The sequence below is a fragment of the Gudongella sp. QWL-04 genome (genome assembly GCF_058683975.1).
In genome coordinates this window covers 2,143,442-2,164,863 of record NZ_CM178754.1, presented here as the reverse complement: position 1 = coordinate 2,164,863, position 21,422 = coordinate 2,143,442, and the positions used below count along the sequence as shown (strand labels likewise).

The window sequence follows — 21,422 nt, the reverse complement described above, 5'->3', positions numbered from 1 at the left end:
CCTAAATAAGGGAAGTCACCGGATCATTATTGTCTTTCGATCTCTTCAATTATCCCATCGAGATTATCAAAGAAATACTCGGCATTGGGCCCGTCGAGACTCATTGAATCCTTGCTGAGACCACTAAGATAGCTCTCCAAGACCTTCGCTGTCCATGAACCTGGATGACCCTCAATCACTTTCTCGTATACCCTTTGCACCTCCTGAGACAGCTTACTCTCCCCTTCCTCAGCATATATATACTGGTTGCCAAGTCCCTCAATACCCATTCTAACGTAGGTCCTGTACAGCTCCTCGATCCTGTCCCTGGTTTTACCTTCAGGGAAGCGTCTTATATGATCCTCAGCATCCAACGCTCTTTCAAGTATCTTATCTGCCGGCTTGATAGTTGATTCTCCATCGGTAGACTGATCATTCACTTCTTTGTCCCATAGCCCGAAATAGCTCCTTAGCTCTTCAGAAGCATATTGCAGATAGGGTGAAACCTTCCCAAGTATCCCCTTGGTATCGTATCCCTTTACTGAAAGGAAGTTTTCCAGTTGGATCAACATCTCATCAACCCTATTCTCATCCAATCCCTGGACATTTTCCTTTAAAAAGCTCAGTATTTTATCCTCACTTGCTCGCTGCTGCACAAATTCATAGTACTCCTTAAGTACCCTGATCTGTTCCTGTTCTTCAAGTTTGTTAACTACCATATCCACAACTGCTTCCTTTAATTTTTCCGTATCCACAGCCTCTCTTAGTTTATCTGTGTCCACTGAATCCTTTATCTCCTGAGGTACCTTATTGCAGCCTGATAGTACAACCGTTAGTACTATGAGAAAAATCAATATTCTATTCATACAACCACTCCCTTAGTAAAATTATACCTTCTTTGGAAGCTTTTAGTGTTACATTATAGTTACAGTGAAAATGGTTACGTTTTCCCAAAAATATTTTACCCGGATAAGGTTTTCCTAAGATTGACAGCTTTTGACCCCACATATATAATAATTTTCAATATATTCTATCAGCTTCACCCATCTCCACCATGGAGGCGGTTTTTTTAACTCTAAGGACTTTGCTAATGTAAAGTCCCAAATTACTACAGGAGGTATTATAATGGATAGTTTATTGGCATTAGTGATCGTTCTGGTTGCTTTCGCTGTAGGTGATTTCATATCCTACAAGACGAAATCGATCGTGTCCATGATGTTTGTGGCGTCAGTTATTTTCCTTGTCGGCTTCTGGATGGGGATACCTGCGACGTTGTTTGCAGATGCACAGCTGACGGGCTTTGGAGCAATGATGATCGGGCTCCTGATAACCCATATGGGCACACTACTTAGTATCGACGATTTAAAGAAGCAGTGGAAAACAGTACTTATTGCACTTGCAGCAGTAGTTGGAATAGGAATTTTCCTATTCGTGGTTGGTACGCCAATAATTGGTAAGGAATATGCAATTGCATCAGCTCCTCCAATAGCAGGCGGAGTCGTAGCAGCGATCATTATGGGAGATGGTGCTACAGCTAAGGGATTGGATGCTATTGCGGTTTTTGTAACACTATTGGTAGTTGTTCAGGGATTCCTTGGATATCCAATCGCATCCTTCATGCTAAACAGAGAAGCTAAAAAGCTGGTTAAAAATTATCATGAGAATGGTGGGGAAAAAGTTGCTGCCGAAAGTACAAAGACAGTGGAAGTAAAAAAAGAAAGAAAGAAACTTATTCCTCCACTTTCAAAAGATCTTCAAACAACCTACATATTGTTGGCGAAGCTGGCGATAGTGGCTTTCATAAGCTTCAAGCTGGCTGCACTCACTAATGATGTCGTGCATAAATATGTTATGTGCTTGTTCGTTGGTGTAGTTGCCAGAGAACTTGGCTTCCTTGAAGAAGCTGTTATGACCAAGGCAAATGCCTTCGGGCTAGCTATGGTTGCCCTTATGGCTGTTATATTTGGTAATCTTGCTAAGGCAACTCCTGAAATGCTCGCTACAATATTGTTCCCATTGGTTACAAGTTTAATCTTAGGAGCAATAGGGATCGCGATATTTTCAGCAATAGCCGGGAAGCTTCTTGGATATTCAATGGAGATGGCAATAGCTATTGGTGCAACTGCTTTGTTTGGCTTCCCTGGAACCTTTATCATAAGCAACGAGGTAGCTAATGCAAATGGAAAAACTGAGGGTGAAAGACAAGCGATACTTCACGAGATCCTTCCGAAAATGCTTGTTGCGGGCTTCGTTACTGTAACAATAGCATCCGTAGTTCTTGCTGGTGTGATGGTCAAGATGATGTAATTTAGTACATGGAGGTTGAATAATGACTAAAAAAACAATGTACAAAGGCTTTAAGCTTATAGACGGAAATGGCAGTATACCTGTTGAAAATGCATATATGATAGTTGAGGATAAAAAAATATCCAAGTTGGGACGCTTCGTTGATCTGGATACCGTGGAAGATTGTGAGGTAGTCGATCTTACAGGAAAAACTGTGATGCCAGGGCTTATAAACTCACACGTCCATATCGTGATGGAGCCGGCAGCTGATCCAAACTCTATACTTATGAATGAGTCAAAGTACAAGGCTACAATTAGGGGAATTGCGAACCTAAAAAAGCAGCTTTATGCTGGTACAACCTTCTTTAGAGATATGGGCGGTCTGGACTTTATTGACCTTGAAATCAGAGATGCCGTAAAACAAGGCTTAATTGAGGGACCTGAATTTCTGGCATCAGGAAAGGTTATTACCATGACCGGCGGACATGGCTGGATGATGGGGAGAGAAGCTGATGGACCTGATGAAACAAGAAAAGCCGCAAGGGAGCAACTTAAAGCAGGCGCAGATGTTATCAAAATAATGGCCACCGGCGGAGTCATGACAAAGGGTGTTGAGCCTGGCAGCCCTCAGCTTTCCATGGAGGAAATGAAGGCAGCAGTTGAGGAAGCAAAAAAAGCTGGAAAGAAGACTGCTACTCATGCTCAGGGTACAACAGGGATAAAAAATGCTATAAGAGCCGGATTAGATTCAATAGAACACGGGATATTCCTGGATGATGAAGCGATACAGATGATGGTAGAAAATGGTACTTTCCTTGTTCCAACGCTTGTAGCTCCATATTTCATAGTCAAATATGGAGAGGAGGCAGGCATACCAAAGTTTGCGGTGGACAAGTCTAAATACGTCATGGAGTACCATCTTGACAGCTTCAGAAGAGCACACAGGGCTGGAGTAAAAATCGCCATGGGCACTGACTCTGGTACACCCTTCAATAAACATGAGGGAGCTCCGTATGAGCTAAAGATGATGGCAGAGAACGGTATGACTTCCATGGAAGCTATCGTAGCCTCTACAAAAGGTAGTGCTGAGTGCCTTGGTATCGAGAAAGAGTATGGGACTCTGGAGGCAGGTAAATTTGCGGACTTCCTGGTTCTTGACAATAATCCGGCAGAGGATCTGGATGCACTGTTTGATATAGCTCAGGTTTATAAGCTGGGAAAGAGAGTTAAATAGCTAATATCCCCCTAATAGGGAAGACCGCTTCTGTTTTTGGAAGCGGTCTTTTGATTTTATTGATCTTTTTTCATTTATTTTGCAGTAGCTACCTGCACTCTTGATTTATATACGAAGAAACCCATGACAGCCACAGCTGCTATTGCCCCAACCGGGTAAGCTATAGATGAAGCCAGCTTAAATCCTTCAGGTGCTTGCATAATGTAAGTTATGCTCACTGCAGTCATGAAGGTCGCTGGTATGCTTGCCATCCAATGGCTCTTAGCTTGCTTCACCAGATAAGCAGCTGACGCCCAAAGAACAATCATTGCAAGAGTTTGGTTTGACCATGCAAAGTATCTCCAGATAATATTAAAGTCTATCTTAGTAAGAGCAAATCCAACTACAAACAATGGCAAAGAAAGAAGAAGTCTCTTTGCTAAAGGGCCTTGCTCGTAGTTCATAGCATCAGCTATTGTAAGCCTCGCACTTCTGAAGGCTGTATCTCCTGAGGTTATAGGACATGCAATTACTCCTAGCATAGCCAATACTCCTCCAACAGGTCCAAGAAGTTGAGTTGAAATGGTATAAACTACACCGGCAGCCCCTCCATTAGTAGCAAATGCCTCCTGAAGCCCGCCAACCCCATTGAAGAAAGCCATTCCAGCTGCTGCCCATATCATTGCTATTACCCCTTCAGCTATCATTGATCCATAGAAAACTCTTCTTCCATAGCTTTCTTTAGTCATACATCTAGCCATCATTGGCGATTGTGTTGCGTGGAAACCAGATATAGCACCACAAGCTATAGTAGTAAACAGCATAGCCCAAACTGGAAGTCCTTTTGGATGAAGATTTGAAAGTGTAAATGCTGGCAGCTCATAGCCTTTAATAACTAACATAGAACCGATCCCAACTGCCATTATCAAAAGTGAAGCGCCAAAGATTGGATAAAGCTTACCGATCAGCTTGTCAATTGGCAGGACTGTCGCCAAGAAGTAATAGCCTAGAACGATGAAAACCCACAATTGAACGCTGTTTAATCCAAACAAGTTAAGATTTGCAAGAAGTCCCGCTGGGCCTGTCATAAATACGGTACCTACCAAAATTAAAAGCACTACTGAGAATACCCTCATTACCTGTCTCGCACCATTTCCAAGGTAAATACCTACTATCTCGGAAATACTTTTCCCATCATGTCTTACTGAAAGCATTCCTGAGAAATAATCATGCACTCCACCAGCAAAAATACTTCCAAGAGCTATCCATACAAAAGCCACCGGCCCGAATAGCGCTCCCTGTATAGCTCCAAAGATTGGCCCTAGGCCGGCTATATTAAGGAACTGGATAAGAAATATCCTCTTCCAGGTCATAGGCATGAAGTCGATTCCGTCCTGAAGTCTTGTAGCTGGGGTCTCTATGGAATCATCAGCGCCAAAGTGACTGTCCACGAATTTTCCATAGGTTATGTATCCCAATACCAGGATTATGATACCAATAATAAAATAAGTCATCAAAAAAACCTCCTTTATTTTTTTAGTCCACAATTATAATAATGGAAAAAAAAGAAAAAGAAGGTCTGTTTGAGACAAGATGCATTTATTAGTACCTAAGTTGCATTATATTGAGATTAACTACATAAAGATATTCATTGCTTTTTTAAACGCCTTGGCAAAAGTCCTGCTCACAGGTATTATTTCAGAAACTCCCTTTATGTGAATATTGTAGGTAGAATTAAACCAAGGTTCAATAGAATCTATCCTATCCAGATTGACAATATAGGATTTATGACATCGGAAAAATCTCCCGTCGGAAAGCCTTTCCTGAAGCTCTGAAAGCGTTCCATTTAATTGAAATTTTCCTCTTTCACATACTACAATTGTATTCTTGACTTCAAGGGTCAAGAATAGGATCTCGTCAAGCTCTATGGGAAATAGTATTCCATTCTGGTAACCGACTATCCTGGTGCTCTTTGATAAAGAAAGTTCTCCAGACAGCTTTCCAAGCTTGTCATGTCCCTGTGTTTCTCTGGATGATATTAAGCCGCGAATTCTGTCCAGGCTATTTTTTAGCCTATCCTCACTTACAGGCTTTAGCAGATAATCAAATGCACTTACCTCAAAGGCAGATACAGCATAATTATCATATGCGGTAACAAAGACGATAAGTGGACTTGGTTCTATTGCAGCAAGCTCTTTAGCTACATCTATGCCGTTAATACCAGGCATGTTTACGTCTAGAAAGACAAGCTGAGGCTTTTTTTCAATGGCTTTTCTAATTGCCTGAATCCCGTTCTCTGCTTCACCTACTACCTCTATATCGTCAATTGATGACAGCAAATATGCCAATTCATCCCTTGCAGGTTTTTCATCATCTACTACCATGCAGCTTATCATGCGATCACCGTCCTTTTGTCAGATGGTATCAGCATGCTGATCCTAGTACCCTTGTTAACCTTACTTTGTATATTCAAACCATGGTCCTGCCCATAGATGCTTATAAGTCTTTCATTAACATTTCTCAACCCAATGCAGTCTCTTTGGCTGCAATCGGATAGAAGGCTTGCAAGAGTATCTTCTGGAATGCCTACTCCGTCATCCTCGATTATGATCTCAGTTCCTGTGGAAGTCCGATGAGCGCTAATGTCAACCCTGCCGCCTTCAAGCTTATTCAGTACCCCGTGTTTTATTGCATTCTCCACAAGGGGCTGCAACAAAAGCGGAGGTATATTACAGTCGACATCTTTGTCTATATCGTAGTTTATTCTCAATTTGTCACCAAATCTTGCTTTTTCAATCTCAACATAGGAAATTATATGTTCTATTTCCTTCTCCAAAGGTACCTGGTTAGCTGGCTCCTGAAGGTTTGATCTAAAAAAATCCCCTAAATGCTGCAGCAGTCTCCTTGCGTTCTCCGGTTGAGTCCTAGTGTATGATACTATCGTATTTATTGCATTGAAAAGAAAATGAGGATTTATCTGAGCTTGCAATGCCTTTAGCTCCGACCTTGCAAGGAGCTCTTTCTGCTGATCTATCCTGCTAAGCTCCAGCTGAGTAGAAAACAGCTGAGCTAGACCTATCGCAAGCTCTGTTTCAACCATAGTTATAGCCTTCTCCTGCGTCTTATAGAGCTTAAGTGTTCCAATTACCTTACCTTCCTGCTTTATCGGTACGATTATTGCAGATTTAAGTTTACAGCTCTTGTGACTGCAGGAGATGCTTTCTCTTGTGTTGGCTATAGTATAGTTGTCACTATTCAGGGCATGCTTAGTAAACTCAGTCATTACACCAAAGCCTGGCTTGTGATGATCCTCCCCTTCACCCACATGAGCGATTATTTTCTCCCTGTCTGTAAATGCTACAGCTGCAACATTTGTCATTTCCTTTATGACTTTAGCTGTCGCAGTAGCTGTTTCGGTATCAAAACCCTCCCTGAAGAAGGTTGAGTCATTTGCAATCCTCAATGCAAGCTGTGCCTGATATGAAGCTTCCTTCTCCATTCCGTGAAGTACAGAGTCGACAATAGCAATAAACACAGCAATACCTATCCCGTTGGCAAGTATCATAGGTATACCGATTATATCAACAAGCTCCAGTGCAGACTCATAGGGTTTTGCTAATAGGAGGATTATGCCCATCTGCATTATTTCGGCAGTAAATCCTGCCAACAGAGCTATCGTGAACCTATGGCTGCTTCTTTCCATCCTTTTTTTGAGCATTCCAGCCAAAATGCCCTCGGAAATTGTCGAAATTGCACAGGCAACGGCAGTAAATCCTCCAATATCAATAAGATATCTGTGACCTCCGGCTATTATACCCGAGAGTATGCCGACAAAAGGTCCTCCCAATAGTCCCCCGACGAAAACTCCAATTACTCTGGAATTAGCTATTGCACCCTGGATATGGATACCGGTATATGTCCCTATTATCCCAAATATCCCAAATATCACTGAAAGGATGACCTTGTCTCCAATACTGATCTCCTTCTTTGAAACTAGTTTTCTGAATAAGCCTAGCCTGGAAAGCATAAAGGCTAAAAGCATGATTATGCTGACTCGATTTATTAAATTCTCTAGGGTAAATGTACTCACAAAAAAACCTCCCGACAAAACTTCAAATAACAGTATATCGAAACGGGAGGTTTGAAGCAAGATTAGAACAGAATTTATATTTCCTTAAGTAGACATAACTGTCATCCCGAGTGTAGTCGAGGGGTCTAGTCTTTTTTTGAGTTAAGCGATAAGCGATAGTCGTTTTAGTTAAATATTTTGTGTCATTTGAATTTCATCCGTCAATCTTTCAATTTCATCTATCAGGAAACCAATATGGTCAATAGTGTTTATCAACGGCTTTTCAGTGGATATATCCACTCCTGCGATTGCTGCAAGACCTTCAGGATCCTTTGTCCCGCCAAGCTTAAGCACCTTGATCCAGTCGTCTACTGCCGGCTGTCCATGCTTTTGGATCTTTCTGTTCACTTCAGTTGCTATTGTAAGACCTGCAGAATAAGTATAGGGGTATAATCCCATATAATAGTGGGGCTGCCTCATCCATGTAAGCTCTGCACCTTCAACCATTTCAACATCCTCTCCCCAGAAGATCTCTAGGGTCTTCTTTTTAAGCTCATTCAATAGAGGTGCGCTAACGCTGCCGCCATCATCAACTATTTTATAGACCTCTCTTTGATAATGAGCCTCGAGAAGATGGGTTACGAAATTATGGTAGTACGTCTTTGAAACCAGACTTGATAGTATCCATCTTTTTCTCCTGTTGTCCTCACTGCCTTCAATAAGATATTTAGCCAGAAGCAGCTCATTCATTGTTGATGGTGCTTCTATCGAGTATAGGGAAGGCTCTGAATTGAATATGCTTTGCTCCCTGTGAGCCAGATAAAAATGTCCTGCATGACCAAGTTCGTGGCTCAAGGTAAACATGTCTGCCATTTTTTCTGACCAGGTCAAGAGTACGAATGGATGTGAGCCATATGGAGTAGAGCAGAATGCTCCTGTTGATTTACCCTCATTCTCAGGAAAATCTATCCACCTTTCATCAAATGCTCTTTTGACCATAACCACATAATCCTCTCCAAGAATACTCAAGGCCTCCATGAGAATGTTCTTTGCTTCCTCGATAGTAACCTCCGGCTGATAATCAGGATCTACATCCATTTTAAGGTCAGCGTATGTCATTCTGTCAAGGCCATGGATCTTCTTTAAAAGTCTCGCGTATCTTCTCATATGTGGAGCTAGCTGCTCTACTATAATATCTATCTGCCTGTCATACATCGACCTGTCTACTCTTTGGTCATGTAGAAGGTAATCGAATACCGAGGGATAATCCCTCAACTCAGACAATGTCTTTTCCTTAGACACCTGAGTCTGGTAGGCAGCAGCCATGGTATGCTGGTATTCGCCGAGCTTCCTGGAAAAGGAGTCGAAGGCTGCCCTCCTAATCTCTATGTCCTTCTCATATTCCCATCTTCCTTCGAAGGACAGAAAGCTAAGCTCATGTTGGTTTCCCTTAGCCTCAAATGGACTGAAGGTCAAATCAGCAAGCTTTGCTGTGTTATATATCCTATAAGGTGATTCAAGAGCGCCAGACAAAGCCGCCAATGTTTTCTCGGTGTCTGGGCTTAACATATGAGGCTTTCGCCTTATTATATCCTCCAAATAGCCCCTGTTCTCTTCTCTTGATAAAGCCGCCTCCTTAAGTACTTGATCAGATGTTATTGCAAGCCGCGAATCGACAAAGCTAAGTCTGCTGGACACCTTAGCAATTAATGACTCTACCCTTAGATCCCTTTCATGTGCAGCCTGATCCCTTTGATCTACAGCGGCCGCAAGAGAAGAATAAGTTGCTGCCCAGCCAATTATCATTCTAAGCTCTCTCATTTGATCAAGGCAGGTGGTTATATCCTCAGCTGTTTTTAGTCCTGATCTATGATCTCTTTCAATTCTCTCCGCCATTGACTCAACCTTTGCTACTGCTTCATTGAACGACTTTTCATCCCTGAAAATTGATGTTAAGTCCCATGTTAGGTCCTTTTCGACCTCATGCCTCTCCGGTAGTGCTCCTGACATAATTGATCCCCCTTAATACCGATATAAGTCACTTATACCCGAAACAAGTATAACCTTTTCATATAATTTCACTACCTTATCAGTTAATATTATTTCCAAGGTAAGATCACCATCAGAGCATCCTTCACTTTACAATATTTATTTGAAAATATTACTTCTGTTACGCTTGGTCTATGATGGGTATATGATAATACATACTATTTTAGGAGGGATTGCAATGACTAATTTTAAAGTTTTTTCGGATTTTGCCTGTCCGTTTTGCTATATTGGCTTTTCGGTCGCTAAGAGGATCGTTGAGGAAAATCCCGAAATCATTTTTGATTTCTATCCTTATGAACTCGACAGAGATGTTCCAGAGGAAGGAACGTCCTTGGAAAATTCTATCCCCAGGGAACAGATTGAAATGAGCTATAGGAGGATAGAGCGCCTAGGATCTGAGTATGGACTTGTCTACAAAAATAAGATGCATAAATTCAACACCGGACTTTTGCATAGGGCAGCCTTATACGCCAATGAGGCAGGCAGATTCTATGAGTTTTCGTCCGAAGCCTTCAAAGCTATATTTAGCGAGGGAAAAAATGTTGCCCTAAAAGAGGTCGTAAATGATATAGGTCTTAAGGCTGGACTCAACATTCAGGAGATGATGACGGCAGTAGAGGATGGAAGCTTTGAGGAGACCATGGATGAGGCAAGAGAGCTTTCAGTAGCTTATGAAATAGAGAGCGTACCTACCTTCATTCGTGAGGATGGTAAAAGAGTAACTCTTCTTAAGGATTATGAAAAGTTTAAGAGAGACTTGATGGAGTGAATTAATTGTTATATATTTAACACTTATATAAAGTTGTCTAAATTTGATTTATTTTTTACATCAATTCCTGTATTGCCTAATATTCAGACATTTCTGGAATCGAATATCAAAAAAACCCTTGCTTAATAAAAAACAAAGGGTTTTTTTGATTTATTTTACAGCAATATATTGACACGTTATTAACAATATATTATCATGAATTACAGACATAACAACCGGAGGGGAAATAAAATGAGAAAGTTGATCGGACTAGGTGCTTTTGCTGCCACAAGCGCGGGAATGCTTGCATCTACCTTAATGAATACAACAGATTTAACTAACGCAGCAACAATGGTTATCGTGGGCTGCTTTGCAACTGTAAGCATTGCTGAGCACTACTTTGAGCTCAAGGACTAGGTGAGAGCCATGAGACTCGATAGAAAGAATATGTTGGTGGTAGTTTGTGCAACATCCGCAGCTACGATAACTTATTTTCTTAACCACGATCTCGGCTTTGGCGCAATAGTGGCAAATGGACTTGTAGGCGTTACATCTGCAATGTTTCTTCCGGCTTCCCTGGCGGGAGTGGCTTATACCGCATCCTTTGTAGGCATGAGCTCAACAGCCATTCTGCCCTCCGCTCTCTGGGCATTTATAGGAGGAGCGGTACTGTCACTGGTAGTCTTGTCCACCACTGAGGTATATGCTGGAATAGGAGGCAAGGGCGGTACTACTGCAGCTCTATCAACGTTAATAACAAAGGCTTTCATTGGCCTTTTATCCTAGGAGGAGGGCAATGGAAAATCTAATCTTAATACTTACAGCCTCTGCAGCAGGAACCTTAAGCTACGGTATTTCGAATAAATTCAGAAAGGGGCCTGTATTCGGATCTTCGGTAATAGCCCTTCTTGCAGGAATAATATTACCCATATTGTTCCCTGAGATAGGAGGTAAATTGGCAGCCTCTGCAGCCTGTGCATCCTATGCAGGAATGGCTGCAACAAAGCTTATACCATCAGCGCTTGAAATCTCAATCATATCAGCGTTGTCGGGTATCATGCTTTTGATTGCGAGTAATGCCTACATTGGAGTAGGTGGAAGGCTTGGTACTATAGCAGCCTTATCATGCTTCGCATGGATGGGAATCAGAAAGGGGTTCAAATTTACTGATAAGATACGCAAAGATAATCTTGAAATTAGGAAAATCGGAGTTTGGGAATAGTATACATTAAAGCCGCGCCTATCAGGGGCGGCTTTGTTTTTTTCTGTAATATTATATGGTTAAAAATAGGGCTATATGGTATAATTGCTTGATGAATTCACAGGAAAGGAATTGAATAGGAATTGATTAGTGTAAATAACGTGAGTCTTAGATATGGCTCTCAGAAATTGTTTGAAGATGTAAACCTGGCTTTTACCCCTGGTAACTGCTATGGAGTAATAGGTGCAAACGGAGCAGGGAAGAGTACCTTTTTAAAAATCCTCTCCGGAGATATTGAGCCAGATACAGGAGATATAAGCATTGCACCAAATCTCAGGATGAGTGTTTTAAAGCAGGACCACTACGAGTATGATAATTATGGAATCATTGAGACAGTAATTATGGGTAATAAGAGGCTTTATGATATCATGATCGAAAAGGACGCCCTATATGCTAAGGAAGACTTTACTGATGAGGATGGAATAAAAGCTTCTGAACTGGAGGGCGAATTCTCGGAGATGGACGGATGGAGTGCTGAAAGCAACGCATCATCACTGCTTCAGGGACTAGGCATTCCAACGTCTCTTCACGACAAGAAAGTTGAAGAGCTGACGGGAAATGAAAAGGTTAAGGTTCTCCTGGCCCAGGCCTTGTTTGGAAATCCTGGTATACTTATCCTGGACGAGCCTACAAACCATCTGGATGTAAAAAGCATACGATGGCTTCAGGACTTCCTCGGAGATTTTGAAGGCACAGTCATAGTTGTTTCACACGACAGACACTTCCTCAACGAGGTCTGTACCCATATGGTAGACATCGACTTCGGTAAGATAAAGATGTTTGCGGGAAACTATGACTTCTGGTATGAATCCAGTCAGCTGGCACTTCAGATGATGAGAGACCAGAACAAGAAAAAGGAAGATAAGATAAAGGATCTTCAAAACTTTATCGCACGATTCTCAGCCAATGCATCCAAATCCAAGCAGGCAACCTCAAGAAAGAAGCTGCTGGAAAAAATAACCTTGGACGACTTAGTTCCCTCAACAAGGAGGTATCCTTTTGTTAGCTTCAATATGGAGCGTGAGGTCGGGAATGAGATACTAACAATTGAAGGCTTGAATAAAAGGATAGATGATGATTCTGCTATAGTTGATCTTTCCTTCAGAGTAAACAAGGGTGACAAGATTGCCTTTATTGGAGATGAAATGGCTATCACTTTGTTGTTTAAAATCCTTATGGGCGAGGAGGAAGCAGACAGCGGAAGCTTCAAGTGGGGTCAGACGATCACTACTTCTTACTTCCCAAAGGATAACTCTCATTTCTTCAAAGATGTAACATTAAATCTTGTGGACTGGATGAGACAGTTCTCTGTAGAGCAAAGCGAGATATATGTCCGAGGATTCCTTGGGAGGATGCTTTTCTCTGGAGAGGAGGCACTTAAGGAAGCAAATGTTCTTTCCGGAGGAGAAAAGGTTAGGTGCATGCTTTCCAGGATGATGCTTAAGGATGCGAATGTCCTTGTGCTTGATCAGCCGACAAACCACTTGGATCTTGAATCCATAACTGCTGTCAACAACGGTCTTAGGGATTTTAAGAGCAATATACTATTCACCTCCCATGACCATCAATTCATCCAGACAGTAGCCAACAGGATAATCGAGATAACTCCTGAGGGCTTCAGAGACAGATCAATGACCTATGAGGAATACCTAGAGGAATTCTATATGAAATAGGAACAGCGGCCAAAATTGGCCGCTGATTTTTATTGTATCTGTTTTAAAAATTCGATTTCAATGATCTTTTCCTCTCCGCTCCTTGAAATCTTAAGTTCCGCCTTGTCTCCCTCATCGTAGGTGTAGAGTTGTCTTTTGAGCTGACTCATATTTCCAACCGGTTTATCTCCTAATGAAGTAATTATATCACCATTCTGAAGCCCTGCCCTTGCTGCATTACTATCTGGGACTACCTCAATGATGACAACTCCCTCTGCGATGGTCAGGTCAATCCCAAGTCTCGCTTCATACTCCTCAACAGATACGCCTTTTATCCCCATAACTACACCCTGAAAGCTTCCCGTATCAATGATTTCTTCCACTATCGACTTTACTTGATTTATTGGTATAGAGAATCCAAGACCCTCGGCAGAGGTTATCTTTGCAGTATTTATACCTATTACTTCTCCCTGGCCGTTGAGAAGCGGGCCACCGCTGTTGCCTGGATTTATTGATGCATCGGTCTGGATCAAGCCTTCTATGATATTATTTGAATCCACCTTGACTGACCTGTTTAAGCCTGAAATTATTCCGCTTGTGACAGTTCTTTCAAATTCCAATCCAAGCGGATTACCAATTGCAACAGCCAACTCTCCAACCTGAAGCTGATCCGAGTCTCCCAGTTCTGCTGCTGTGAGTCCTGTTTTCTCAACCTTGACTACAGCAAGGTCGAGAAGCGGATCGTTCCATAGAACTGAACCGTCAAGCTCCTCTCCGTCATCGAATAACACCTTTAGTTCTTTAGCATTTCCATCCGCAACCACATGCGAATTAGTCAGTATATAGCCGTCGCTGTTAACGATTACTCCTGAGCCTACTCCACTGACGTCCTGTTCCGAAAAGAAAAATCCGCCAGGCCTGGTCTCAACGGTCGTTATTCCGACAACAGAGCTCATTGTCTTCTTGGCCACAGCAGATACAGCCGTCATACTATCATTGGGTTCGATCGTAATCTCCTGTACGGCCCCTGCACTTTGACGATCAATAAGCAAGTATCCGACAAAGTATCCTCCAAAGCCTCCGATGAATGCCACTATCAGTATTGCTGCGAGAAACTTGATCCAGCCTTTTCTCCCATTTGGCTTTTCCGGCTCGCTTTGAACCATTTTTTCTACTTTTTCATCTATTCTTGTTTCATCCATTGTTATTACTCCTTTCCAACCTTCTTCCTACAAAAATATTTTACCCCTGCTTTGTGAAAGAGATGTGAAAAAAAGATGGATAATAGCTAAAAAAAGGGTAAGTATCCTTTACACAATCCAAGGAGGCCAATGTAATGGAAAATAAACCAATAAAAGTTGAATACCTATACCACAGTGGTTACACAGTCGAGACCGAGAACTACTTTCTTGTTTTTGACTATTTTAGAGGAGATATATCTATACCGTCAGATAAGTCGGTTATAGTTTTTTCTTCGCACGGTCATCCTGATCACTTCAACGAAGAAATATTCAGATGGAGTCGACAGAATGGATCAATAAACTACATTCTGAGCGACGACATCGATGTCCATAGCACAGAAACCATCAAGAGGATGGGGCCTTATGAGAAGCTTACAATCCATGAGGTAGCGGTTGAGACACTGGGGTCTACAGATATGGGAGTGTCATTCCTCGTAAAGCTGGAGGGCTCAGTAATTTTCTTTGCAGGCGACCTTCATTGGTGGTATTGGGATGACGATTCCAAGGGTGAAAAGCGGAGGATGGAGACTGCCTTCAAGGATGAGATCGAAAGATTGAAGGGTCAAATGATCGATCTGGCATTCTTCCCCATTGATCCAAGGCTTGGTGATTTCTTTCACCTAGGAGGCGAATACTTTATTAATGAGATCCATCCAAAGAAACTTTTCCCATTACATTTTGGGGATAACTATAAGGTAATTGGGGATTTTATCAACAAAATTGGAGAGATCGATACACAAATCATTGATATTACCCACAGAAATCAGATTTTTGAAATATAAAGAAGGGATGGCTTTTAACCATCCCAATTTTTATGCCCTTCCCCTAAGGAGCTTTAAATCATCCTGAATAAATCTGTGCTGGACCTGATTGACCCTAAAGTTAACGGTCTTGAAAGCAAACTGGAATATCATCCCTCCAAATAAGGCCATTATTAGGGTCCCAACCCCGAATTTGCCTCCAAGGAAAATCCCCACAGTAACTACTATTACCTCGATTGCGCTTTTTATAAGCCGTACTGATTTTCCGGTTCTTCTGGTAAGTACAACCATTAAGCCATCCCTCGGTCCTGCACCCATACCTCCGGAAATGTAAATATAGCAGCCATATCCTTCGATAAGTACACCCATAAGAAGCATTATAAGACTGGGAACGAAAGATTCAAATACAGGTACCAGGTTGTTGAGCATTAGAATATCGATAAATGTACCAATAAGAAGCATATTCATTATTGTAGCCCATCCAATAGTTTGCCCCAGAGCTACATCAAGGCCAATAATAAAGAGCCCTGTAATTATGTTCGCTCTTCCAAGAGTAATACCAAATGTTTTCGACAAGCCTTGGTGAAATACATCCCAAGGCGATACTCCTAAATTTGCATTGACCGTCATTACTATTCCAAGTGCAAATAGGAACAGCCCAAAGACTACTCTTGTGATCTGTTTTGGCTTGTATATCATATTTAACCCTTCTTTTCTTTTATTTAAGCTCCAGCTCCACCGGACAGTGATCTGAGCCCATTATTTGGTCGTGGATAGCAGCATTTATAAGCCTATCCCTAAGTTCTTCAGATGCAAGGAAATAATCTATCCTCCATCCAGCATTTCTCTCCCTTGCTTTGGTTATATATGACCACCAGGTATATGCTCCCTCATGCTCCGGATAGAAGTATCTGAAGGTATCAATAAAACCGCTTTCCAATAGCTCAGTCATCTTGGCTCTCTCCTCATCGGTAAAGCCTGCGCTCTTCCTGTTGGTTTCAGGGTTCTTAAGGTCGATCTCCTTGTGAGCCACATTGAGGTCCCCACACACAATAACTGGCTTTGTGCCCTCAAGAGATTTGAGGTACACTCTGAACTCGTCCTCCCACACCATCCTGTAATCCAGCCTTTCCAGCCCTGTTTTGGAATTTGGAGTGTAGACATTGACAAGAAAAAAATCCTCGTACTCCAGAGTTATGACTCTTCCTTCCTTGTCATGCTCTTCGATCCCTATTCCATATGAATCCTTTAGAGGCTTCATCTTAGAAAATATGGCAGTACCAGAGTACCCCTTCTTTTCAGCTGCATTCCAATATTGATGATAGCCCTCAAGCTCCAGCTCTATCTGGCCAACTTGCATCTTAGTCTCCTGAAGGCAGAAAATATCGGCATCAAGCCCCTTGAAATGATCCATAAAGCCTTTGCTAAGGTTAGCCCTTATCCCGTTCACATTCCAAGAAATCATCCTCATTTTATCACCTGTCCTTTATTAGTATTCATCTAGAAATGAGTGTTTCTGGGCATCCTTCTCCCATCCAAGCACTCCATCCATGTTTACATTTTGGGCTGCTCTGAAGATCGATATGTCGACATTATCGAAATCCTTCTTCATATTCTCGATCAAGGCTTTGATTTCATATCTTTTGTTGCCTATCCTCTTAGCTGCAACCATGCAGGCACAATTTAGTGGCCATATACCACTGTTCTGGATGAATCTTTCGATGTACTTCTCCTCGATGAGATACAGCGGCCTGATTAGCTCCATATCATCAAAATTCTGGGCTTTTAGCTTCGGCATCATCGTCTTGAAGCTGCCTGCACAAAGTACATTCAGCATTGTAGTCTCGATTACGTCATTAAAATGGTGACCTAGAGCCAGTTTATTGCAATTAAGTTCCTTTGCCTTACCGTAAAGAGCACCTCTTCTCATCCTTGCACACATATAGCAGGGGTAGTCATTGGCGATCTTGTCGGCGACCTGAAAAATATTAGCCTCATATATGTGAACAGGGATCCCTAAATAGCTGCAATTTTCCTCAAGGAGCTTTCTTATGTCTGGATGATAGCCTGGGTCCATGGCAATGTACTCCACATCAAAGTTTTGCTTGCCGTTCTTCTTAAGCTCCTGAAACAGCTTTGCCATAAGCAGGCTATCTTTTCCCCCTGAGATTGCAACGGCGATCCTGTCACCATCTTCTATAAGCTCATACTCTTTTATCGCTTTGATAAATTTTGTCCATACATTCTTTCTGTATGTCTTTATAATGCTTCTCTCGATATCCTCAAGAGACTTTCTATCGTTGAAGGGAACAAGTACCTCGCAGCCTTCTCCCGCTATTCCCTTAGTCAAATCCTCCATATGATCAAACCTTCCTAATTACTATAGTGAAAAGGAGAGGGTGGCCTCTCCGCTAAACGTTAAACCTGAAGTTTATTATGTCTCCATCCTGGACGACGTACTCTTTGCCTTCCAAAGTGACAAGGCCTTTTTCCTTAGCTTTATGCATGGACCCATGCTCCTTTAGGTCTTTAAACCTGCATACCTCAGCACGTATAAAGCCTTTTTCGATGTCTGAGTGGATCTTGCCTGCTGCATTCTTGGCTATTGTCCCTCTTCTTATGGGCCAGGCTCTAACCTCATCCTCACCTGCAGTCAAGAAGGATACAAGACCAAGGTAGTCATAAGATGTCTTTGACAGTAGGTCGATCCCTGATTCCTTTATCCCAAGCTCCTCGATAAACAGCTGCTTGTCGTCCTCCTCCAGCTTGTTGATTTCCAGCTCTGTTTTTACACATATCTCGATCATAGGTGTTCCTCTTTCCTCAGCAAGTGCTTTCATTGAATCCTTACCAGGGTAAATTCCAGAGGTAAGCTGGTCCTCATCTATGTTTACAACCATTATCATAGGCTGCTCCGATAGAAATGAAAATGTCTTAAGCAGCTCCCTTTCATGCTCCTCCAGCTGGATATTGTGCAAAAGAAGACCCTCCTCAAGCCCATCTCTGCATTTCTTAAGAACCTCAAGCTCCTCTAAATTCTCCTTTGTCACCTTCTTTGAGGTCTCGATCCTTCCGATCCTATTTTCGATTACAGCAAGATCCGCAAATAAAAGCTCCATATTTATGGTCTCGACATCTCTCAAAGGGTCCACGGAGCCATCTGCATGTATAACATGCTCATTATCAAAAGCTCTTATAACATGTACTAAAACGTCTGTTTTCCTGATATTTTCAAGAAACTGGTTTCCCACACCCTTACCTGAGGAAGACCCGCGAACCAGACCAGGTACATCGATTACCTCAATAGTTGCATGAGTGGTCTTCTTCGGTTTGTACATAGCCTTAAGAAAATCAAGTCTTTCATCAGGTATCTTAGCTATTCCAATATTTGCCTCAATCTTGCCTGTAGAAAACTCAGAAATCTCGATTTCCGATCCTGTAAGCAGATTGAACAATGAAGTCTTGCCTGTTGATGGCAGTCCTATCAATCCAATTTTCATATCAGTGCTCCTTTTCGATTAAAAGTATCCCTTGAAAAATTGTATCAATAAAGCTGACAAAGTGCAATAAGTTTAATCCCCCCTAAGCTCCAGGGGGGACATTCTATAACGGGAATTCCATTTTTACCTTGAACTGGTCACCGTCAATAATAACTCTTAAACGTCCTCCAAGGTTTCTTGTAAAGCTCTCCGCAATCGACAAACCTAGCCCGCTCCCTTCACCACTTCTTGCTTCATCTCCTCTATAAAATCTCTGAAGAATTTCCTCCTCAGTGAAGCTCATTTCATATGCAGATGTGTTTACCACTGTAACTATTGCATCTTCTCCATTATTTTCAAGCTTTACGTATACCCTAGTACCCTTTAATGAATACTTCAATGCGTTATCTATAATATTCTGGAGAACTCTGTACAGCTTATTCCCATCTGAGGTTATAACCAAGCCTTCATCAGGAAGCTCTGTTCTCAGTTGAATACCGGATGTCTCTATACTATCAGACATCTCTCCCAGGGTTTGCTGCATTAGCTTCCTAAGATCTATCTCCTCCATATCCAGCTTTATATCCCCGCTTGTACTTTTAGCAAGCTCAAACAGATCAGATACTATACTTTTAAGTCTATTTGATTTATCAGAAAGGATATCAACGTATTCCTTTGCCTGGTCCGATAACCCGTCCTCTCTTTTTAAAAGATCGACGTAACTTATGATAGATGTTAGTGGTGTTTTCAGATCATGAGATACGTTGGTAATTAAATTTACCTTCATCCTCTCAGCTTTCATCTTCCCCTCCAGGCTATCGTCGAATCCTTTGTTTATCTCCGCGAATGTCTCTTTATTGAACTTGAAGTACCAAAACACTAGGGCAAACTCAAGTATGACAAGCATTATAAAAATAGGTGCCATCGACAAAAGTGGAAATGATAAGAGTACGATTAAAAAGCTTGCTCCAACAAAAATCATCTGCCTTTTATGGAGCTTCTTCGTCAAGGGAAAGCTTTCCATTCTGCTGCCATCAAAGAAGCTTCTCAGGAATCTGACTACCATGTCCCATACTTTATAGGTAAGGCTGGATTTTATAAACACTCCCTTCTTGATCCTTCTGGCTGAGGATAGGATAACTACTCCCAACACACCTGTAGTGAGGGCAATTGCAACTGAGATAGTATATAGGGACAATGACTGCATTGAGGTAAGATCAAATCCGTTTTTCCACACCTCAGGATAGTCGAAATACCTTAGCTGAGGGCCTGTTACAATCGCCAAGAGCCCTGCTGCTATAACTGCCGAAGCAAGGATTATCTCGGTAAATAAAATATCTATCGAAGCTAAATGGATCAGTTCATCCCCAGCTTTTTTCCCAGTTACCATAATGAGGTATGAAACAAGGAAAATTATTCCTGCCAAGCTTCCAATAAATATTGCAGCAATAGGCATCAGTGTTTCTCTTCCGAAGTCCCACTGCTCCTGCTTTGCCTCAAGATATTTATCACTGAAGGTGAAAATTACTTTATTGGATGGATTACCGGAATACCTCGAGACCATCATATCATTTCCCTGTTCATTGCTGACAAGATAACCATCCTTAAGTATGTAATACTCATTTCCTGTGCTTTTGATAATAGTCTCAGTTATATGAAATGGATTTGAGATAGTTCTATCATCGTTTGTTCCAAAGAATACTACCCCGTCGTCAATTTCAACTTCTTCACCTGACAGCAGTCCTTCAATACTCCACAGAGTATAGCTTAAGCTGTTGCTATAGGCTTCACTACTCCTATAATCCTTCGTCAATAACACCTCAGGATTAATCCCTGAAAAATAAGTATAGATAAGTGTTGCGCCTATAGCTGTAGTCATTGCTATGACAAGGAAAAAAGCCAGGAATTTAGTTAGCTTACTCCTGCTAAAGCTTTTCAATTTTGTATCCAATTCCCCACACCACCTTTAGATATTTTGGTTCCCGAGGAGTGATTTCGATTTTTTCACGTATCCTTCTGATATGGACCATAACAGTATTCTCTACAGAGTAAGGTTGCTCCACCCACACTCTTTCATAGATTTGATCCGCTGAGAATACTACTCCTGCATTTGTCATAAGGAGCTCTATTATCCTGTACTCAGTAGGAGTCAGTCTGGTTGCTTCTCCATCGACAAACAGCTCCTTGGATTCAGTGTTAAGAGTCAACCCGCCAACAACTATCTTTGTGCCGTTTCTGCTTTGGCCCTGTGTTCCTAGTGTTGTAAATCTCCTGATCTGACTTTTCACGCGCGCCATAAGCTCTTGAGGATTAAAGGGTTTAGTGACGTAATCATCGGCACCTATTGATAGACCCAGTATCTTGTCAGTATCCTCAGACTTTGCAGACAGCATGATTATCGGAATGTTCCACTTATCTCTGATTCTTAGGGTTGCTGACAATCCGTCCAGCTCGGGCATCATTATGTCCATAATTATTAGCTTGAATTCCACCTCACTTAGATGATCAAGCGCTTGTTTCCCTGTGTGCGCTTCGATTGCCTCATATCCCTCAAGCCTTAGAAGCTTGCAAATAGCAGACGCTATTTCTTTGTCGTCGTCAACCACCAAAACACGTGTGCTGTCCATCGAAATCCTCCTTTCTCAGGTATACCTATATTGTAGATATATTTTCTTACAATCGGT

The 21,422-nt window shown here is 41.8% G+C and carries 20 protein-coding genes; 8 read left to right on the top strand and 12 right to left on the bottom strand.

From position 1 onward, the window contains the following. Positions 1-26: 26 nt before the first annotated feature. Positions 27-845 (bottom strand): lipoprotein, encoded by an 819-nt coding sequence (locus AC4PHB_RS10785; RefSeq protein ID WP_492136430.1) that lies wholly within the window; start codon positions 843-845, stop codon positions 27-29. Positions 846-1,104: 259 nt separating this feature from the next. Here AC4PHB_RS10785 and AC4PHB_RS10780 point away from each other — a divergent pair, with 259 nt between their 5' ends. Together AC4PHB_RS10780 and AC4PHB_RS10775 are read left to right on the top strand one after the other, a co-directional pair. Beyond that, a complete protein-coding gene (locus AC4PHB_RS10780; protein ID WP_492136429.1) occupies positions 1,105-2,286 on the top strand; it encodes a hypothetical protein in 1,182 nt (393 codons plus the stop codon). A 22-nt stretch (positions 2,287-2,308) separates the two neighbouring features. Next, entirely contained in the window at positions 2,309-3,499 is a 1,191-nt protein-coding gene (locus tag AC4PHB_RS10775) for a metal-dependent hydrolase family protein (RefSeq protein ID WP_492136428.1), read from the top strand. 74 nt (positions 3,500-3,573) lie between these two features. Here the strand turns inward: AC4PHB_RS10775 and AC4PHB_RS10770 are convergent, their stop codons facing one another. From AC4PHB_RS10770 to pepF, 4 genes are all read right to left on the bottom strand, one after another. Next, complete coding sequence (locus AC4PHB_RS10770; RefSeq protein WP_492136427.1) at positions 3,574-4,992, bottom strand: carbon starvation CstA family protein; 1,419 nt, start codon at positions 4,990-4,992, stop codon at positions 3,574-3,576. Positions 4,993-5,112: 120 nt separating this feature from the next. Further along, on the bottom strand, positions 5,113-5,874 hold the full coding sequence (locus AC4PHB_RS10765) for a LytR/AlgR family response regulator transcription factor (protein ID WP_492136426.1): 762 nt from the start codon (positions 5,872-5,874) through the stop codon (positions 5,113-5,115). Beyond that, positions 5,871-7,568 (bottom strand): LytS/YhcK type 5TM receptor domain-containing protein, encoded by a 1,698-nt coding sequence (locus tag AC4PHB_RS10760; protein ID WP_492136425.1) that lies wholly within the window; start codon positions 7,566-7,568, stop codon positions 5,871-5,873. Before AC4PHB_RS10760 ends, AC4PHB_RS10765 begins: the two co-directional genes overlap by 4 nt. 168 nt (positions 7,569-7,736) lie before the next feature. Continuing rightward, positions 7,737-9,557, bottom strand: a complete 1,821-nt coding sequence (gene pepF, locus AC4PHB_RS10755; protein ID WP_492136424.1) for an oligoendopeptidase F — start codon at positions 9,555-9,557, stop codon at positions 7,737-7,739. Between the two features lie 217 nt (positions 9,558-9,774). On the opposite strand from pepF, the gene AC4PHB_RS10750 reads away from it, so the two are divergent. The 5 genes from AC4PHB_RS10750 to AC4PHB_RS10730 all read left to right on the top strand — a co-directional run bounded on the left by AC4PHB_RS10750 (position 9,775) and on the right by AC4PHB_RS10730 (position 13,278). Further along, on the top strand, positions 9,775-10,365 hold the full coding sequence (locus AC4PHB_RS10750) for a DsbA family oxidoreductase (RefSeq protein ID WP_492136423.1): 591 nt from the start codon (positions 9,775-9,777) through the stop codon (positions 10,363-10,365). Between the two features lie 231 nt (positions 10,366-10,596). Further along, complete coding sequence (locus AC4PHB_RS10745; RefSeq protein WP_492136422.1) at positions 10,597-10,761, top strand: hypothetical protein; 165 nt, start codon at positions 10,597-10,599, stop codon at positions 10,759-10,761. Between the two features lie 9 nt (positions 10,762-10,770). After that, positions 10,771-11,130, top strand: a complete 360-nt coding sequence (locus AC4PHB_RS10740) for a hypothetical protein (RefSeq protein WP_492136421.1) — start codon at positions 10,771-10,773, stop codon at positions 11,128-11,130. 10 nt (positions 11,131-11,140) lie between these two features. Beyond that, positions 11,141-11,566: a hypothetical protein gene (locus AC4PHB_RS10735; protein ID WP_492136420.1), complete on the top strand. Its 426-nt coding sequence runs from the start codon at positions 11,141-11,143 to the stop codon at positions 11,564-11,566. Positions 11,567-11,688: 122 nt separating this feature from the next. Continuing rightward, complete coding sequence (locus AC4PHB_RS10730) at positions 11,689-13,278, top strand: ABC-F family ATP-binding cassette domain-containing protein (protein ID WP_492136419.1); 1,590 nt, start codon at positions 11,689-11,691, stop codon at positions 13,276-13,278. A 29-nt stretch (positions 13,279-13,307) separates the two neighbouring features. Here the strand turns inward: AC4PHB_RS10730 and htrA are convergent, their stop codons facing one another. Then, positions 13,308-14,459: a serine protease HtrA gene (gene htrA / locus AC4PHB_RS10725; protein WP_492136418.1), complete on the bottom strand. Its 1,152-nt coding sequence runs from the start codon at positions 14,457-14,459 to the stop codon at positions 13,308-13,310. 134 nt (positions 14,460-14,593) lie between these two features. Between htrA and AC4PHB_RS10720 the strand changes: the two genes are divergently transcribed. Continuing rightward, the gene (locus AC4PHB_RS10720) at positions 14,594-15,280 is read left to right on the top strand and encodes an MBL fold metallo-hydrolase (RefSeq protein ID WP_492136417.1); all 687 of its coding nucleotides are present in this window, start codon (positions 14,594-14,596) and stop codon (positions 15,278-15,280) included. A 30-nt stretch (positions 15,281-15,310) separates the two neighbouring features. On the opposite strand, the gene AC4PHB_RS10715 is transcribed toward AC4PHB_RS10720, so the two are convergent. The 6 genes from AC4PHB_RS10715 to AC4PHB_RS10690 all read right to left on the bottom strand — a co-directional run bounded on the left by AC4PHB_RS10715 (position 15,311) and on the right by AC4PHB_RS10690 (position 21,365). Further along, positions 15,311-15,958, bottom strand: a complete 648-nt coding sequence (locus AC4PHB_RS10715) for a YczE/YyaS/YitT family protein (RefSeq protein ID WP_492136416.1) — start codon at positions 15,956-15,958, stop codon at positions 15,311-15,313. Positions 15,959-15,977: 19 nt separating this feature from the next. Further along, a complete protein-coding gene (locus AC4PHB_RS10710; protein WP_492136415.1) occupies positions 15,978-16,730 on the bottom strand; it encodes an exodeoxyribonuclease III in 753 nt (250 codons plus the stop codon). Positions 16,731-16,748: 18 nt separating this feature from the next. Beyond that, positions 16,749-17,618, bottom strand: a complete 870-nt coding sequence (locus AC4PHB_RS10705) for a tRNA 2-thiocytidine biosynthesis TtcA family protein (RefSeq protein ID WP_492136414.1) — start codon at positions 17,616-17,618, stop codon at positions 16,749-16,751. Positions 17,619-17,670: 52 nt separating this feature from the next. Continuing rightward, complete coding sequence (gene ychF, locus AC4PHB_RS10700) at positions 17,671-18,759, bottom strand: redox-regulated ATPase YchF (RefSeq protein ID WP_492136413.1); 1,089 nt, start codon at positions 18,757-18,759, stop codon at positions 17,671-17,673. A 103-nt stretch (positions 18,760-18,862) separates the two neighbouring features. Further along, positions 18,863-20,689: a sensor histidine kinase gene (locus tag AC4PHB_RS10695; RefSeq protein ID WP_492136412.1), complete on the bottom strand. Its 1,827-nt coding sequence runs from the start codon at positions 20,687-20,689 to the stop codon at positions 18,863-18,865. After that, on the bottom strand, positions 20,664-21,365 hold the full coding sequence (locus AC4PHB_RS10690; protein WP_492136411.1) for a response regulator transcription factor: 702 nt from the start codon (positions 21,363-21,365) through the stop codon (positions 20,664-20,666). The genes AC4PHB_RS10695 and AC4PHB_RS10690 overlap by 26 nt, the downstream gene beginning before the upstream one ends. Positions 21,366-21,422: the final 57 nt, after the last annotated feature.